The organism is Variovorax brevis (genome assembly GCF_030317105.1).
In the GTDB taxonomy this organism is placed as follows: domain Bacteria; phylum Pseudomonadota; class Gammaproteobacteria; order Burkholderiales; family Burkholderiaceae_C; genus Variovorax; species Variovorax brevis.
On the sequence record NZ_JASZYG010000012.1, the window covers coordinates 151,151 to 165,866 of the forward strand.

The window sequence follows — 14,716 nt, forward strand, 5'->3', positions numbered from 1 at the left end:
GACTGATGTCGAAAGATCTGTATATGGCTCTGGCTGCGGTGCAGCCAACCATTGTAAAACTGGGCGGCGCGCTCATCACCAGGCCGCTCGTCTTGCCTGAGACAAGCAACTTCGACATGAGTGCGTCGCTCAAGGAAAGTGAGCCTGCAGGAGGTGTTCCCGTGCGTAGCCTTGCAGACGTCTGATGACTACAGTCAACGCTCGCTTCGTAGGGGGTCCGCAGGATGCATTCAGTGCGACCAGGATAACGCGTCGTGATCTGGCGCAAGGCGACGTCCTGATCGATATTGCTTACGCGGGCGTCTGCCATTCGGATCTGAGCTACGCCCGCAACGAGTGGGGCAATACCATCTACCCGCTGGTGCCTGGCCACGAGATCACTGGTCATGTGTCGGCATTGGGTCCGGGGGCCACCAAGTTTGCTCTCGGCGATCGGGTTGGTGTGGGGGTAACCGTAGATTCCTGCCGCCATTGCGAAAGCTGCCGTAGGGGCTTCGAGCAGTTCTGCAGCGAGGGACACATCAAGGCCTACAACTCCATAGGTCGGGATGGCAGACCGAACCAAGGGGGCTACAGCGAAAAGATCGTTGTTCACGAGGACTACGTGGTGCGGATTCCTGACGCACTTGCGCTGCCGCAGGCTGCACCGCTGCTCTGCGCCGGCATCACGATGTACTCGCCACTGAAGCGCTGGCAGGCAGGACCCGGGAAGCGAGTGGCCATCCTTGGCTTCGGCGGGCTGGGGCATGTGGGAGTCCAGATTTCGTCTGCACTTGGCGCGCATACGACAGTTCTCGATCTTTCCCTCGATAAAAGGGATGACGGAATCCGACTCGGCGCTAACGACTACCGTGCCACATCTGATCCTGCGCTGTTCGTCGAGCTTTCCAAGTCTTTTGACTTGCTGATCTCCACGGTGCCAGCCAACCTTGACTACGACGCGTACATGGGATTGCTCGCCATCGATGGAACGTTCGTGAACGCCGGCGTCCCAGTGAAGCCAATCAGTCTCAGCGTCTACTCACTTTTCACAAATCGCCGTTCCATGGCGGGTACATCTGTGGGTGGCATTCGTGAGACACAGGAGATGCTGGACTTCTGCGCTGAGCACAACATCGTCGCTGAGATCGAGATGATTGGAGCTGATCAGATTGATATGGCTTTTGAACGCCTTGCCATTGGTGATGTGCGTTACCGCTTCGTGCTCGATATTGCAACGATGCACGCCAACTGAGCGAGCAACAGTGATTTATTGCAGCAACGCTGGAGAGCAAGATGATTGAGAAAAAAGAAATCTTCGTCGACGGAGAATGGATCCCGTCCTTGGGCAACGGCGTCATTGAGGTCGAGAATCCCTTCACCGAGGAGATTTTTGCAACGATTCCTCGAGGTCACATTGACGATGTCGATCGTGCAGCCAAGGCGGCGGCTCGGGCGTTCGACGAATGGTCTCAAACACCAGTGCAGGTTCGCGCTGACTACTTGCGGGCCATTGCTGATGTGATCGAACGGCGCGCTGAGGAATTCAGCCTCGCCATCACGGCGGAGATCGGCTCGCCGTTGGTGGTTACCACCCCAGTCCAGACCATGCTTGCGGTTACGCACCTGCGTGACACCGCGGAAAGCATGAAGGATGTGGTTTGGGATGAGCACGTCGGCCATACGCTGGTACACAGAGCGGCAGCGGGGGTGGTTGGCGCAATTACCCCCTGGAATGTTCCTCTGCTGATGATTGCCATGAAGGTGGGTGCTGCACTCGCGGCGGGTTGTACCGTCGTTCTGAAGGGCACCGAAATCGCACCCATGAGTTCGTTTCTGTTCGCGGAGGCGACAGCCGAAGCGGGACTGCCGAAGGGCGTGTTCAATCTCGTATCCGGTACCGGGCCAGAGATTGGTGAGGCCATCGTTACACACCCGCTGGTAGACATGGTGTCCGTCACAGGATCGGTACGGGCAGGGCGGCGGATCATGGAACTGGCGTCAGCGTCAGTGAAGCGGGTGTCGCTGGAACTTGGCGGGAAGTCAGCCAATATCATTCTTGAGGGCGCCGATATTGAACGTGCTGTCACCGTGGGGATGGAGGACGCCTTCCGCAACAGCGGGCAGGTTTGCGGAGGTTTATCGCGCGTTCTTGTACCAAGGGCTCGACTTGCAGAAGTGGAACAAATTGCTGCAGCCAAGGCCGGCAGTTATGTCCTTGGTGACCCCTCTTCGACCACAACAACACTTGGGCCTGTGGCCACGCGGGCGCAACGTGACAGGGTACGACAGCTCATCGAATCGGGCATCGAAGACCAAGCCAAGTTGATCGCCGGCGGGCCGGAGCACCCAGCCGAACTCGACAAGGGCTATTTTGTGAAGCCGACAGTGTTCACTGGTGACCCCAGCATTCGCATCGCGCGCGAGGAGATCTTTGGTCCTGTAATCACCATCATTCCCTTCGACACGGTCGAAGAGGCGATTGCTATTGCCAACGACTCTGACTACGGGCTTGCTGGTGCGGTTTGGGCTGGCAGCGACGAACAGGCGAGGGCGGTCGCACTGAAGCTTAGAACCGGGCGCATCCGTATCAATGGTTCGCCACAAAACGGCCGCGCTCCGCATGGCGGGTTCAAGCTCTCGGGCATGGGCCGTGAAAATGGTCGCTATGGTATTGAGGAATTTCTTGAGTATCAGTCGATCGGCTGACATTCGACGTGACGCTATCAAGCTGGCACGTTCGCTGCGCGCTGGCGACCTCTCGGCGGTCCACGTACCCACCGTTGAAGATGAGGCGTTTCGCGACCTCGCACGGGCATCGGCCGGGCAAATTGGGGGGCTGCGCATCGACGCTGGCTTAGCAAGTACACGTTTGAAAGCCCTTGGCGCCAACTGGCGTTCGACGAGCACCGTCGCACCATCGAGGATCGGTTGGCCCAATGCGATCGACTCGAGGCTGCGTTGCGCGAGGCTGTGGCGTCGTGGCGCTTCTACCCTGCCATTCTTGCTCTGCAAGCGATGCTTGGCATCCAATTCATCACCGCCGTGGGATTGCTCGCGGAGATGGGGGACTTGGCGCGTTTCGAGCATCCACGCCAATTGATGGCTTGGCTCGGGGTAACGCCGTCGGAACACTCATCAGGGAATTCCCACCGCAGAGGCACGTTCCGGCAACAGCGATGCCAGAAAATTTCTCGTCGAAGCGGCATGGAGCAACCGGCATCCTGCGCGCGTCAGCACGCAGATCCAGCTGCGGCACGAGGAGCTGCCGAAACCGATCGTCGATCGCGCCTGGGATGCACAACTGCGGCTGTGCCGACGGGTTCGCAAGCTCGCCACTCGCGACAAGCACGTGAATATCGCCGCCGTAGCGGGCGCGCGCGAACTGGCAGCCTTCATTTGGGACATCAGCCGGTTAAGCATGTCCTTGGCCATCCCGCAGAACCAACGGACAGCGCAGCAAGCACATTGAGCATTGAATATCGCAGCGACAACTGAACGAGTTTCCTGCAGATGGGCGTAGTCCGGTACTGGGGCAGCCCGCGACCCCGCTTGGCAACGGTGAAAAACGACTTGCGAAGTAAGAAAGCGGCAGGCTCACAAGACGGACCTTCTCTGTAATGCGGTATCCAACCCGCGAATATCAGCGTGATACCGTCGGACTTACTGCTACGCCCCTTCAGGGAACACTGGAACTCGCATTACCTTTGCAAGACAAGACAATGAAACCTTCTCGCAATTGACAGCGGAAGTACTACGCCCTTGCGCAAACGGCGTAGTCGACGTCCAGTTTAGGCGGCGAGTTTGGATGCGCCAAGGCAACAGCGCTTCAAGTCATCGATGCTCGTCGCACAGGCAGCGCGACCAACAGGGCGGCGAGATAGCGGTAGCCGTCGATCCCGTTTGCGGCGCACGTCTGCAGCAGCGAGTACAGGTTGGCGCTCGCGTTGGCGCCGGCGACGGTGTCTGCGGACAGCCAGTTCCGTCTTTCATGTCGCCCCCCAGTTTCTGATGTCGCTTGACAGGCGCCTATGCTCGGACCAGATCGCGTTGGAGGGGGAAGTCTTCGCCTCGGGACTAAAGGCCTTGGGCTGCAGCGGGGCGATTGTCTTGGCGTCTGGTCTCCCAATCGGTTTGAGTGGCTGATCACCCAGTTCGCAACCGCTCTTATCGGAGCGATTCTTGTAACACTAACCCCGCATATTGCCTCTTGCAATCTTGATTACGCTCTTTCTACCTCATGAGGCGATCGCCAAACGCCAGGAATGATCCGTTTCGCGGACGTTTTGACTCGAGGCGAAGCTGCGGCAGGGGCGAATCAGCATTCCGCCGCGCGCGGGACCTGGCAACCGGATTGAACTCACCGTTCAGTTTGGAAACTCTTAAGACTTGAATTTCTTCGAACGCTCGCAGAAACCCTTAAGGCAAACGTCAATGGTTAACCGATGATCGGTGCATGTCCGGCAAGGTGTATCGCTCATGATCGACTGCTTCGATAGCTTGGTCATCAGCTGGTCTTTTGACCCGCGCCCAGACGCCGTGCTTGTGAACCGCATGTTGGATGCGGCCGTCGAAAAGGTGACCGAGAGCAAGAGTCGGCCGGTGGTCCACTCCGATCGCGGGGCCTACAACCGTGGACCTGGCTGGTTAGGGCGGATCGGCAATGCGAAGCTGATTCGCTCGATGTCGCGCAAAGGGTGCTCGCCCGACAACGCGGCATGCGAGGGATTCTTCGGGCGGCTGAAAACGGAGCTATTTTATCCTGAGCAGTGGCGCTCCAGGACCATCGAGCAGTTCGTTCACAAGCTCGACTCATACGTCCGCTGGTACAACGAAAGCGAATCAACATCTCCCTTGGCTCTATACCGCGAGAGCCTCGGACTTGCGACATAACCCAGTCCAAGATTTCTGCCGCACTGCCTCCAGGGGCAACACACTAAACAGGAGATACAAGTGACTTTTACCCAGGCGAGATCCGCTTTTGTTCAACGCAGCGTCGCCGCGGTGCTGCTGGTCACGATGCTGATGTTCGCGACCAGCGCGATGGCGCAGGCAAAGTTTCCCGAGAAACCCATCAACCTAGTCGTGCCCTACAGCGCCGGCACGGGCGCCGATGCGCTCGCACGACAGCTGGCCGCTGTCATGCCCGGTCTTCTCGGACAACCGATGGTCGTCGAAAACAAGGCCGGCGGCAGCGCCCAGATCGGTAGCCAAGCCGTCGCGCGCAGCGCAGCGGACGGTTATTCCTTGCTGGTCGGCAACGACCAGGTCATGTGCTTCAACCCGGTGCTCTACAAGACGTTGCCTTATCACCCGACGCGCGACTTCGTGCCGGTGGCGGGCCTCACGCTGCACCCTTACGTCCTCGCAGTGCCGAACAGCCTTAACGTGAAGACGGTGGCCGAACTGGTGGCGCTGGCCAAGGCCAAGCCGGGCTCTCTCTCCTTCGCCAGCACCGGAATCGCCACATCGGCCCATCTGACCGGCGAGCTGCTCAAGGCCGAGGCGCAGATCGAACTCACGCACGTCCCCTATCAGAGCGCCGCTCAGCTCTTCCCCGATCTGATCGAGGGGCGTGTCTCGATGCTTTTCTACCCGTACCAGCAGCTCAAGCCGTATATCGACTCGGGAAAGCTGCGTGCTTTGGCCACCACCACCGAGCGCCGGAGCACGTGGCTGAAGGACGTGCCGGCTATGCCTGAAATCGGCTATCCCAAGATCATCCAGGGCGCCTGGGCGGGCATATACGCCCCGGCCAATACGCCGGCCGACCGCGTCACCCGTCTCTCGGAAGCCTTCAAAATGGCCTTGGAAAAGCCGGAGGTCAATGGCCCGCTGACGGCAGGCGGCATCGAAGTGGCCTACCGCACGCCGAATGAGCTGGCTGCGTTCGCGGCGCAGAAGCTGGATGTGTGCCAGGAAGTGGTGAAGATTGCCAAAGTCAAGCTCGAATGATGCTGTGCGGCTGAGGACAGCGGAGCTGTCAGGATTTTTGTGTTCGAGGCGGTGGTGAAGTTGCGCTCGACTGATTTCCCTGATGTCTTTGAGCCCCTGCCAGGCCGCCGGAGGCGCCCCGGTTGAGCCATGTATTCATGGTTCAACCTCCTGCTGATTTTGCGTTGCCTTGGGCCGCGTGCGTGAAGCGCTCGTCGTAGAGGATCGCGAATTGATTCATCGCCTCCTTCCAGTTGTGCGCTGCGCCCCCCAGTCGGCTGTGATGTTGCGCCGCGCCAGCCAGATCAGCTTGGAGGCTGCATCGTCGCTGGGGAAGTGCCCGCCCGACTTGATGATCTTGCGCAGTTGCGCGTTGATGCTCTCGATGGCGCTCGTGGTGTAGATCACCCGTCGAATGGACGGCGGGAACGCAAAGAACGGAATCACCCGGTCCCACGCCCGGCGCCACGCCGCCACCACGGTGGGGAACTTGATGCCCCACGGGCCTTGCGCAAAGGCATCGAGTTCGCCCTCGGCCGCCTCTGCGCTGGCGGCCGTGTAGATCGGCTTGATGGCCGCCGCCAGCAGCTTGCGGTCCTTCCAGCTCGCGTAGACCAGCGAGTTGCGTATCAGGTGCACGATGCACGTTTGCAGCCTTTGCAGCGTGGTGGCCGGATACACCGCCAGTGCCCTCGGGCATGCCCTTGACGCCATCGGTGGGATTGGTGGAGCTGCCAAACGGGCAACTCAACACTTTGAACTCAGCGGAGCGGAGCTGAGCTGAGCCGGCGATACCCGAATGGTGGCCAGCTCGAACAACCAGCGGCCTTTGACTTGAAGGATCACAAGGATTTCTTCACCCTGGCCGTGAAGCTCGATCTGTCCGCCGGATGTCGCAGACCATCACCGAGATGCCTCGCGGCGGCGGCTGGATCCGCGTGCAAGCCCCCGGGCCAAGCATCCCGCTGACAGGACTGGGCGCATCCCCAAAGATCCGATCGCCGTCTCTCCCCCATTCAGCGAGCGCTCAGCAGATCTGGATCCCGCCCTAGTGACAAAGATGCAACTGAGCTGGGTAACTCGTATGAGTTGGATTGAATACATATGGTGTCTTATGCAATTGCGAAGATAGGGCACCATAAACCCCTGTTATCGACCCCAATCGGAGGCCGTCGATGGAACCTCTTCTCACGGGCGTTCGTGAGCCCGGCCAAAGCCCGAGACACCCCCCTATGCGGAGAGGGCCACGCGGCGTACAGCTGGAAGAGGTCGTCGAGGCGGCCGACCAACTGCTTGCCTTGGGCCTGAAACCCACCATCGAGCGCGTGCGTCAGCGCTTGGGTGGGGGTTCCCCCAACACCGTTAGTCCCTTGCTCGACTCTGGTTCGAGCGCCTCTCGGCCCGCGTCGCCGGAGTGCCTGCGCCGGCTGAAGACGACCTGCCAACCATCCTTCGCAGTGCCTGGAACCACGCCAAACATGAGGCGCGAACCTTGGCGAGCCAGGCGCCGCAGGACGAGCGTGCGGTGTTGGAGTTGGGGAGGGCGCACCTGTCTGCCGACCAGGCGGAGTTGATGAATCGGGAAGAGCAGTTGGCGGCCACGAATGCCGCCATCGAGAAAGCGCTCGCCGAGACTCGCGATGCGTCCGAAGCACTGCGTGGAGAACTGGCGTTGGTGCAAGGCGAACTGGTCAAGCTGCGCAGCCGCTACGACACCGACGTGGACAAATTGCGAGACTCGCTCGCGTCAGAACGGTGCGCCAATGAATCGACGCAAGCCGAGAACGAACGGACTCTCCGGACGCGCGAGGACAGATGGCGGGAGGAGTGCGAGCGCCTGGAAGCGCGTGAGGCGGCCCATGAGCGGCGGTTCCTGACCGAGGTCGATCAGGCGCGACAAGGTGCGAAGCTGCTGGAGAGCGAACTGGCCAAGGAAAGAAAGTGTCGACTCCAGGTTGAAGAAGAGGGTGCGGTTGATCGCAAGACCCATTGGGCTGCCCTTGAGGAGGCGAAGCGTTCCGAGCGAAAGCTGCGAGAGGAGTTGCAGTCGCAAGCCATTGCGCTCACCCAGACGCGGGCGCGGGAACATGGTCTGGGCGAGCAAATCGAGTCAATGAGGCGGCAACTCGCCGCTGAAGCCGCCACCCACGCGCAGGCACGGGCCGCGCTCGCGCAAGCCATCGCCGCGGTGGCTCAACGAACATCCAAGCGGCGAGGGCAGGGCAGAGCGCCGAAGAAGTGAGACCTGCTTCCGCTCAGGCCGGCAGGCGGAGGCCAGGAGAGGTGGTAGCCGTCTATTCAGTTTGACGCAGCGAGCTGTGGGGTCGCTTGGGGAAACGTGCTTCTACCTTCGGCTCATCATTGAGTCGCGATTGCGCCCTTCCTGGTTCGCCACCAAGGTCTCGCGCGTGTAAATGGCGCTGGGGCTACGGACCAAGTGACCAGGCGATTTCGCTCAACCTGCACCGATCGGCCGATGCACGTCAACGGCACCTGCGCCGCAGGTTGAAACTCGACATCGGCGTCTCGCCAGGAGCAACAGCAGCGGCGTCACGAATGGCTCGCTTCACGAAGCTGGCGGTTGCAGGGTCCAGTAGATCCGCGGCTGCCGCCTCCTCAACTCTGAGGGTCTGCCGCCAGCACCGCGCGACTACAGTTTTCGCTGCGCGTGACGAATTCGGGACGCACCTGCCTGCGAAGCCGTGACGCTGGAGGGCACACCATGCGACAAGAACCAGTCCTCGTGCGAGTGATCCTGACCTCCTGCCTGCTCTCACTCAGCTGGATGCTCGCTGCGTGTACAGCGCCCTCGACGATTCAAAGCGAATCATCGATCGCCTCGGCCGGAGCCGAACTGGAGACAACTCGCCCGCCAGACGGTCCACCGCAGCGAGGCAGCGCTGCGGGAATTCTGCCTTCTTCCCGTCCAGACGCCCCCAAAAGAACACCCATAGGCCCGTCGCCTTCCGCAAGTGCCATCTTTCCGTCGGCCCTCCCGGCGTCGCAGGCCGCGCTGGATCAGATGGTGGCGCACTTCATCGATGTCGGACAGGGCGACGCCGTCCTCCTCGAGTTCTCGTGTGCCGCGGTCCTGGTCGATACCGGTGGCGAATCGAGTGACGAAGTCTCTGGGCGTGATCGCCTTCTTGACTATCTGCGGGACTTCTTTCTGCGCCGTGCCGATCTTGCCAACACGCTCAAGCTGGTCGTCCTTTCTCATCCACACAAGGATCACACCAACGGCGTGGCCGCGCTGCTCGAAGCCCAACCCGAGATCACGATTGAAAACGTTGTTGACAACGGCGCGATGGCCAAGGGTTCGGGCATCTCTGGCCAACTCAAGCTGCAGCAATACGCCAATGACACGGGCGCCGGGTACCTCGGACTGACTGAAGCAGCCATCACGTCGGTCTCTGGCATGACGGGCCCGGTGATTGACCCCGTCGATTGCCGTCCCGGTGGTGGCGTCGATCCCAAGATTGCTGCACTGTGGGGTCGCGTGGATCTGAACACGACCTGGGCAAACGATGCGAACAACGACAGCGTTGTCTTGCGCGTTGACTTTGGAAAAGCCAGCTTCCTATTCACAGGCGACCTGGAAAAAGAGGGCATCGATGCGATGCTGACTTCGTTCGAGGCCGACAACAGTGCTTTCGACGTCGATGTCATCAAAGTGGGCCATCACGGGTCCCACAACGCCACGACTGAAGCCCTTATGGCCGCGGTCACCCCCAAGATTGCGATCATTCAGGCCGGCGACTCCACCTTGAGCCGAGCAACCTTCAGCGCCTACAGCTTTGCCCATCCGCACCAGAACGCGATTCGCATGCTTCTTGACACGCAGTCTGGCGTGTCGATGGAGCGTCCGCCGAAGAATGTACGGGTCGGTGTGAAAGGCCGCAACCCGACCACGGGAGCTGCGCCGGAGTTCACCACGATCCAACTCAAGCGTGCGATCTACACCAACGGCTGGGACGGCAACATCGCCGTGACTGCCAACAAGGATGGCACGCTCAAGGTCCAGACCGGATTCTGAACGATGGCCTCAGTTCAGCGCCCGTTGAAGGTACCTGCCGACCTGCTCGAGGCGAAGCGGGCACTGGTTGAGCGTCAACTGGCGCCTGCGTCAAGCAAGGCTCCGCATGCCTGGTTCGCACAGGCGCGCGTTCGCGAGGCGGTGCAACAGTCGGCCAACCAGTTGCACGCGGTGGGCGTGGGCCACAAGCTCGTGCAGGGGAAGCCGACGCGCACGCTGTGCGTTCGCCTGTACGTCACCCAGAAGCTGCCGCGGCACCTCCTGTCGGGCGACAGTTGTCTGCCCGAGCACATCGACGGAATACCCACCGACGTGGTGGAAGCCGCGCCTGCCTACTTCGCCGCGTCACCCAAGTGTTCGCTGCGGAAGCTGCGCGAGCAGCGCCCGGCCCAAGGTGGCATCAGCGGTGCCCATGAATCGATCCAGGCCGGAACGCTGGCCGCGCGCTGCGTCTCACGCAGAGCGGGAGAGGGCGCCGATCGCTTTGTGCTAGGCAACTGCCACACCTTGGCCGACTTTGGCTTGGCGCCACTCGGCTCCGCGATCCTGCAGCCGTCGACCAACGACGGCGGCACGGTGAACGTCAACCGGCTCGCAAGCCTGCAGCGCTTCGTCCCCATCTTTGAAGCATCGACGTCGTCGAACCTTGTCGACGCGGCCATCGCAAGGCTGGATTCGGTCGATTCGATGAGTTCGGGCATCTGCACCCTGGGCGCAATTCAGGGATCGGCCGACCCGACCTTGGGAATCGTGGTGCACAAGCATGGGCGCACGACCGGATACACAGCAGGGATCATCGATGACCCGTCGATCGATGTTTTCATCCCGCTGCACCGCCAGGATCCGACCCGCCTCACCCAGTTCCTCGACCAGGTGCGTATTCGTCCTCGACCCGGTCAGTTCGTTTTCGCGCAACCGGGCGACAGCGGCGCGTTGGTTCTCGCCAAGGACGACAACGCCGCCGTGGGACTGCTGTTCGCCTGCCCGGACAACGGCTCTTTTGCATACGCCAACCCGATTGCCGCGGTGCTCGAGGCGCTCGAAATCGATTTCGAATGACACTTCGCCAGCGGCCAGTACATGACCGCGCGCCATGTCCGAGTCAGCTTCCCAGCGCCCTTATGGGCGACGGCAGCGAGCGTCGTCGGAGGAATGCAGGGCGCACATGACGAACTCAGGGCGCTTGCGACTGCGGCGGGGCGGGCCGGTTCCACCGGTCGCGCGGCGTGCGCCGCTTCACGTCTTGCCCGCGGTGCCATTGCCGCACGATGTCGATGGCCACCGAATTTCTGATGTAGCGGTGCCAGACGAAGGCCAGGTCGAACAGAAGAATGCCCAGCCACCAAAGGTAGAGAAACGCCAGTCCGGCGAGCACCATCGGCCATGTCGGAACCCGGGCCACACCGAGGGATTGGGTCAGCACGATGTACAAGACCACACTGCCCCCAATGATCAGGAGCGCCCGACGCCCGTACTTCGGCTTGCGATACACCACCCAGCCAGACAAAGTGATCACGAAACAGGTAGCTGCAAAGATGGATTTGAGCTGTTCACCATGCGCCGCCAGACTTCCGACGGACCCATCGACCGTTGGCAGCAATCCGTCCAGTGGCTGCACAAATGGAACGGCAAGGTAGGCGACCGTTTCATTCGGCAGCCCCCAGATGCATGCCGCACCAACGGCAAAGAAGGCCAGCGCAATGCAGTGGCATCGGATGCTGCCCTCGGTTTTCACGAGTCGCGGTATGCGGGCCCCGACCGTGATGGCGAACAGCAACACACTCAGGAGCAAGAGGGGGATGGTGGCGTTGGCGTATTGCTGCTTCACATCGATGGCGACGATTCCCTTGTACAAGGCGAACACGGCGCCAAGATGGACTAGGAAGCAGAGCAGGTATGGAATTGCCGTGCTGATGCCGCCGCGCAGGGGCCTGTTTGTCGGGGGATGTGCCGGCAGGCGCGCGGTGCGCGGTGATACGACGTCGTCATTGAAATGGCCAAAGACGTCCTTGTCGGTCCAGTAGTCGTTGTGGGCCTTGCCAGGCAGCCAGTAGCGGCTGAAGCCGATGTCATGCTCTTTGGTGACGAACTCAAAGGCGCCGCAACGGTTTCGGCAGAGGAGTTCGACCGCCGTGTCCAACTGAAAGCCGATGGGATCGCCGAAGTCGAAATAGTTTCGCCACTTGATCTTCTGGCCAAGGGTGACGCCGGCTCCAGCAAACGCGATCGCGCCATTCTTCGCCGACGTCGTCGTCGTGAGTTTCCCCTCGAATTCCGTCCAGAGGCCAGGCCACAGCACGATGTGCTTGTCGATCGGCGACCCGATCGTCATGTATCCATGCACATCGCCGATCCAGCTCTTGCTTTCGTAGACCTTCTTGTCCTTGCCCTCGGGATCACAGACGGCCTTGCCAGTGAACGCCTCCAGCATGCCGAGGAAACTGATGACCGTGCCTTCGCTGTGCGCCACGATGTAGATCTCGGGCCGGGCCGGGCCCTTGTGCATGCTGTTGTGCTTCGCGAATGCCTCCACGATCTTGCCAAGCGCGCTATGAAAGCGAAACAGAATCTTGTCGCGCTGGAACGGGAAGTCCGCGACCAGTTGCACGTCGCCGATGTAGTCTCGCAGCAAAGGGGCCAGATCGAACTTGAACAGCCCCATCTTCCCCAGGAGGAAGAAAAGGCCATCCATCACACCGACGGTCTCGACAATCTCGTCGACAACGGCGATGCCCATATCGAAGTCTTGGGGTGTGAATTGCTGCTCGGCAGGATTTCCCAGCTTCCCCGCTTGGTTCAGCATGCTCTCGTACGCCGACTGCGCGCGTCCCACTACGGTCCGGCCCCACGCCTTGGTCTCCTCGAGCAGATCTTCCTGTCTGACGACCGCTTTCGGTATGTCCGCCCAGAAGATCTCAGCAAAGCCGATGCGGCGCAGCGGGTCCTTCGAGATCATCGTCGCAATTCATGGGATCGGCAGCCAATCCCCCGCTGTTGCAGAGAGTCGAACGCCTGCTTTCTTGACCGGCCTGCTGGTCAGGGCTCAAAGCAGTCACCCAATCTGCCGCGGAGCAGACCCAGACCAGCGTACCGCCAAGCAGATCACTGCTTGATTCGGCACCATCGCTACCGGGCGACATCCAAGTCCACCCTCCCCAACACCCAGGACATAAATCTCTTTGGACCGTGCACCGCCCATCGCTGCCCCAGCAACTTGTTTAGGTCCTCTGGCAATGGTTGCTCGAAATTATTCGAGCCAGCCCAATGGATCGCCTCGAACATCGCCAAAGATTGAGTAAGTGACTTGGCAGTCTCTCGAACTGAAATCAAAAATTTGTGCGCCTCGTCGTGTGCTTTGGCTTCGCCCCTTGTCAACCTAGAAAAGAGCTCGGGGCGAGCTAGTTTCAAGGCTATGGGCCATGCTGCATCGCTGGCAGATGCATTCAGAGGCTGTGCGAGTGAATAGAGAACCACTGCGCGTTCCACGTCCCGCAGCGAGAATCGCAGGGCCGTTGCCAACATGCCCATCAGTCGCGCAAATTGCTGATTGCCCTCGGTCCTACCAAAGCCGTATCGGACCATGGTCGCGTCACAGTGCTTTTGGTTGTCATCGGGCGAGTGGGTCTCGACGGCGATCTGCTTTGGAAGCGTCAGCGACAGCTGTATGAACTTCGCCAAGTACGCCTCCGCATCGATTTGTTCGCCGTAAATCCCTCGAATGGCGGCCACAAGCTGACTACGATTCATCAAGAGCACGAACACGACGCCTGGCACCTCGAAGAAATGCTTTACCCGCTCAACCGTGCGAACAGCGAAGTCGGGCCGACACCGATCAAGCTCATCGAGAAAAATCACGATCGGCTTGTCCCCTTCCGAAGCCAGGTCCCTCAGGGCATTCCGGAAACCATCAACGCTCTTTTTGTCTGCCTCGTAGGCTTCCAGCCGCTTGGCGACAAGCTTTTCCAGAGAGGCCGCGGACGACTCTTCAAGCGCAGCGATCGATTTGGCAATGTCGTCGCCAAGATCCGCCTTGCCAATTGCCCAGTGCCCGACAGTGTTTGCAGCAAACTTCGCGGCAGAGGGAAGAAGAGCGGCACCGAGCTTCTTGCTCGCATCTACAAGCTTCTTTCGCCTCTGAGGCGCGCCTTTCTTTGGCAGGTGCAACAACTCACCGGCGATCATCACAAACGGGTCTTCGATGTGATCGCGCTGAAAGCAATCGATGAATCCGGTTCGGTATCCCGCTTCCACCAAGGACGCGTGCCAATTGCGGCCGAACCAAGTCTTGCCATCGCCCCACGGTGCATCGATCGACAGGACCGCTCCGTCCGGAAGCCGGGTGAGTAGGCCGGTGATTCGTTCGGCAAGGGCTTTCCGATCGAATTGGTCTCCTGCGAATGGGACGGTCTCGTCGGGCGATTGCCCGCGCAGATAGATGGGTTTTGGTAGATCGGAGGACATCCCTTGAGTCTTGCCGGAAGCCCTAAGCGCTGCCAAGAGGGCGCGCCCCACAAACCCCGCAGATTTGGCCACTCTTGAAGTCGTGGCGCGATCGATGCTGAAGGCCGACCACGGGCTCAGAACGCCAGTTCGCGTCATGCCGAACCTGCCGTTCAACGCGATTTAACTTGGCCGATACAGGGGACCTCTTTGGAGGTCACCCATTAGCCGTCTCCGTCAATAGGGAAGTCCGCATCCTGCGACTTTCCCCGCATGTTCCTGCCTCGCACCGTCTGCGAATCACGCGTACCGCCGCACACTTGGTTC

11 protein-coding genes and 4 pseudogenes are annotated in these 14,716 nt (G+C 60.5%); 11 read left to right on the plus strand and 4 right to left on the minus strand.

Annotated elements, in window-relative coordinates; all coding sequences use genetic code 11:
• The first annotated feature begins 5 nt into the window (after window positions 1-5).
• The 4 genes and pseudogenes from QTI66_RS29415 to QTI66_RS29430 all read left to right on the plus strand — a co-directional run.
• A complete protein-coding gene (locus QTI66_RS29415) occupies window positions 6-185 on the plus strand; it encodes a hypothetical protein (RefSeq protein ID WP_286563812.1) in 180 nt (59 codons plus the stop codon).
• Window positions 185-1,234 carry an NAD(P)-dependent alcohol dehydrogenase gene (locus tag QTI66_RS29420; protein WP_286563814.1) on the plus strand — a complete coding sequence of 350 codons (1,050 nt, stop codon included), beginning with the start codon at window positions 185-187 and terminating at the stop codon, window positions 1,232-1,234. Before QTI66_RS29415 ends, QTI66_RS29420 begins: the two co-directional genes overlap by 1 nt.
• Window positions 1,235-1,275: 41 nt before the next feature.
• Window positions 1,276-2,688, plus strand: coding sequence for an aldehyde dehydrogenase family protein (locus QTI66_RS29425; RefSeq protein ID WP_286563815.1), 1,413 nt, complete (start codon window positions 1,276-1,278; stop codon window positions 2,686-2,688).
• Between the two features lie 4 nt (window positions 2,689-2,692).
• Window positions 2,693-3,451, plus strand: a pseudogene (locus QTI66_RS29430) (transposase); the annotation flags it as partial.
• A 335-nt stretch (window positions 3,452-3,786) separates the two neighbouring features.
• Here QTI66_RS29430 and QTI66_RS39960 read toward each other — a convergent pair.
• Window positions 3,787-3,967, minus strand: a pseudogene (locus tag QTI66_RS39960) (transposase domain-containing protein); the annotation flags it as partial.
• Between the two features lie 43 nt (window positions 3,968-4,010).
• Here QTI66_RS39960 and QTI66_RS29435 point away from each other — a divergent pair.
• The 3 genes and pseudogenes from QTI66_RS29435 to QTI66_RS29445 all read left to right on the plus strand — a co-directional run bounded on the left by QTI66_RS29435 (window position 4,011) and on the right by QTI66_RS29445 (window position 5,934).
• Window positions 4,011-4,223 carry an AMP-binding protein gene (locus QTI66_RS29435; RefSeq protein ID WP_286563816.1) on the plus strand — a complete coding sequence of 71 codons (213 nt, stop codon included), beginning with the start codon at window positions 4,011-4,013 and terminating at the stop codon, window positions 4,221-4,223.
• 226 nt (window positions 4,224-4,449) lie between these two features.
• Window positions 4,450-4,872, plus strand: a pseudogene (locus QTI66_RS29440) (transposase); the annotation flags it as partial.
• Between the two features lie 111 nt (window positions 4,873-4,983).
• Window positions 4,984-5,934, plus strand: coding sequence for a Bug family tripartite tricarboxylate transporter substrate binding protein (locus QTI66_RS29445; protein ID WP_286563817.1), 951 nt, complete (start codon window positions 4,984-4,986; stop codon window positions 5,932-5,934).
• 142 nt (window positions 5,935-6,076) lie between these two features.
• On the opposite strand, the pseudogene QTI66_RS29450 reads toward QTI66_RS29445, so the two are convergent.
• Window positions 6,077-6,631, minus strand: a pseudogene (locus tag QTI66_RS29450) (transposase); the annotation flags it as partial.
• 514 nt (window positions 6,632-7,145) lie between these two features.
• On the opposite strand from QTI66_RS29450, the gene QTI66_RS39640 reads away from it, so the two are divergent.
• The 4 genes from QTI66_RS39640 to QTI66_RS29465 all read left to right on the plus strand — a co-directional run bounded on the left by QTI66_RS39640 (window position 7,146) and on the right by QTI66_RS29465 (window position 11,008).
• Window positions 7,146-7,487, plus strand: coding sequence for a DNA-binding protein (locus QTI66_RS39640; protein ID WP_353506231.1), 342 nt, complete (start codon window positions 7,146-7,148; stop codon window positions 7,485-7,487).
• Window positions 7,406-8,155 (plus strand): coiled-coil domain-containing protein, encoded by a 750-nt coding sequence (locus QTI66_RS29455; protein WP_286563819.1) that lies wholly within the window; start codon window positions 7,406-7,408, stop codon window positions 8,153-8,155. The genes QTI66_RS39640 and QTI66_RS29455 overlap by 82 nt, the downstream gene beginning before the upstream one ends.
• Window positions 8,156-8,635: 480 nt before the next feature.
• The gene (locus QTI66_RS29460; protein ID WP_286563821.1) at window positions 8,636-9,949 is read left to right on the plus strand and encodes a ComEC/Rec2 family competence protein; all 1,314 of its coding nucleotides are present in this window, start codon (window positions 8,636-8,638) and stop codon (window positions 9,947-9,949) included.
• Window positions 9,950-9,952: 3 nt separating this feature from the next.
• Window positions 9,953-11,008, plus strand: a complete 1,056-nt coding sequence (locus tag QTI66_RS29465; protein WP_286563822.1) for a chymotrypsin family serine protease — start codon at window positions 9,953-9,955, stop codon at window positions 11,006-11,008.
• A 115-nt stretch (window positions 11,009-11,123) separates the two neighbouring features.
• Here QTI66_RS29465 and QTI66_RS29470 read toward each other — a convergent pair whose 3' ends face one another.
• Window positions 11,124-12,905 (minus strand): MFS transporter, encoded by a 1,782-nt coding sequence (locus tag QTI66_RS29470; protein WP_286563823.1) that lies wholly within the window; start codon window positions 12,903-12,905, stop codon window positions 11,124-11,126.
• Window positions 12,906-13,075: 170 nt separating this feature from the next.
• Window positions 13,076-14,548, minus strand: a complete 1,473-nt coding sequence (locus tag QTI66_RS29475) for a KAP family P-loop NTPase fold protein (protein ID WP_286563825.1) — start codon at window positions 14,546-14,548, stop codon at window positions 13,076-13,078.
• Window positions 14,549-14,716: the final 168 nt, after the last annotated feature.

What these genes read in the sequence shown, in the direction of transcription:
- QTI66_RS29415 (WP_286563812.1), top strand. Translation starts at nt 6, where the DNA reads ATGTCGAAAGATCTGTATATGGCTCTGGCTGCGGTGCAGCCAACCATT.
- QTI66_RS29420 (WP_286563814.1), top strand. Translation starts at nt 185, where the DNA reads ATGACTACAGTCAACGCTCGCTTCGTAGGGGGTCCGCAGGATGCATTC.
- QTI66_RS29425 (WP_286563815.1), top strand. Translation starts at nt 1,276, where the DNA reads ATGATTGAGAAAAAAGAAATCTTCGTCGACGGAGAATGGATCCCGTCC.
- QTI66_RS29435 (WP_286563816.1), top strand. Translation starts at nt 4,011, where the DNA reads ATGCTCGGACCAGATCGCGTTGGAGGGGGAAGTCTTCGCCTCGGGACT.
- QTI66_RS39640 (WP_353506231.1), top strand. Translation starts at nt 7,146, where the DNA reads ATGCGGAGAGGGCCACGCGGCGTACAGCTGGAAGAGGTCGTCGAGGCG.
- QTI66_RS29460 (WP_286563821.1), top strand. Translation starts at nt 8,636, where the DNA reads ATGCGACAAGAACCAGTCCTCGTGCGAGTGATCCTGACCTCCTGCCTG.
- QTI66_RS29465 (WP_286563822.1), top strand. Translation starts at nt 9,953, where the DNA reads ATGGCCTCAGTTCAGCGCCCGTTGAAGGTACCTGCCGACCTGCTCGAG.
- QTI66_RS29470 (WP_286563823.1), bottom strand. Translation starts at nt 12,905, where the DNA reads ATGATCTCGAAGGACCCGCTGCGCCGCATCGGCTTTGCTGAGATCTTC.
- QTI66_RS29475 (WP_286563825.1), bottom strand. Translation starts at nt 14,548, where the DNA reads ATGACGCGAACTGGCGTTCTGAGCCCGTGGTCGGCCTTCAGCATCGAT.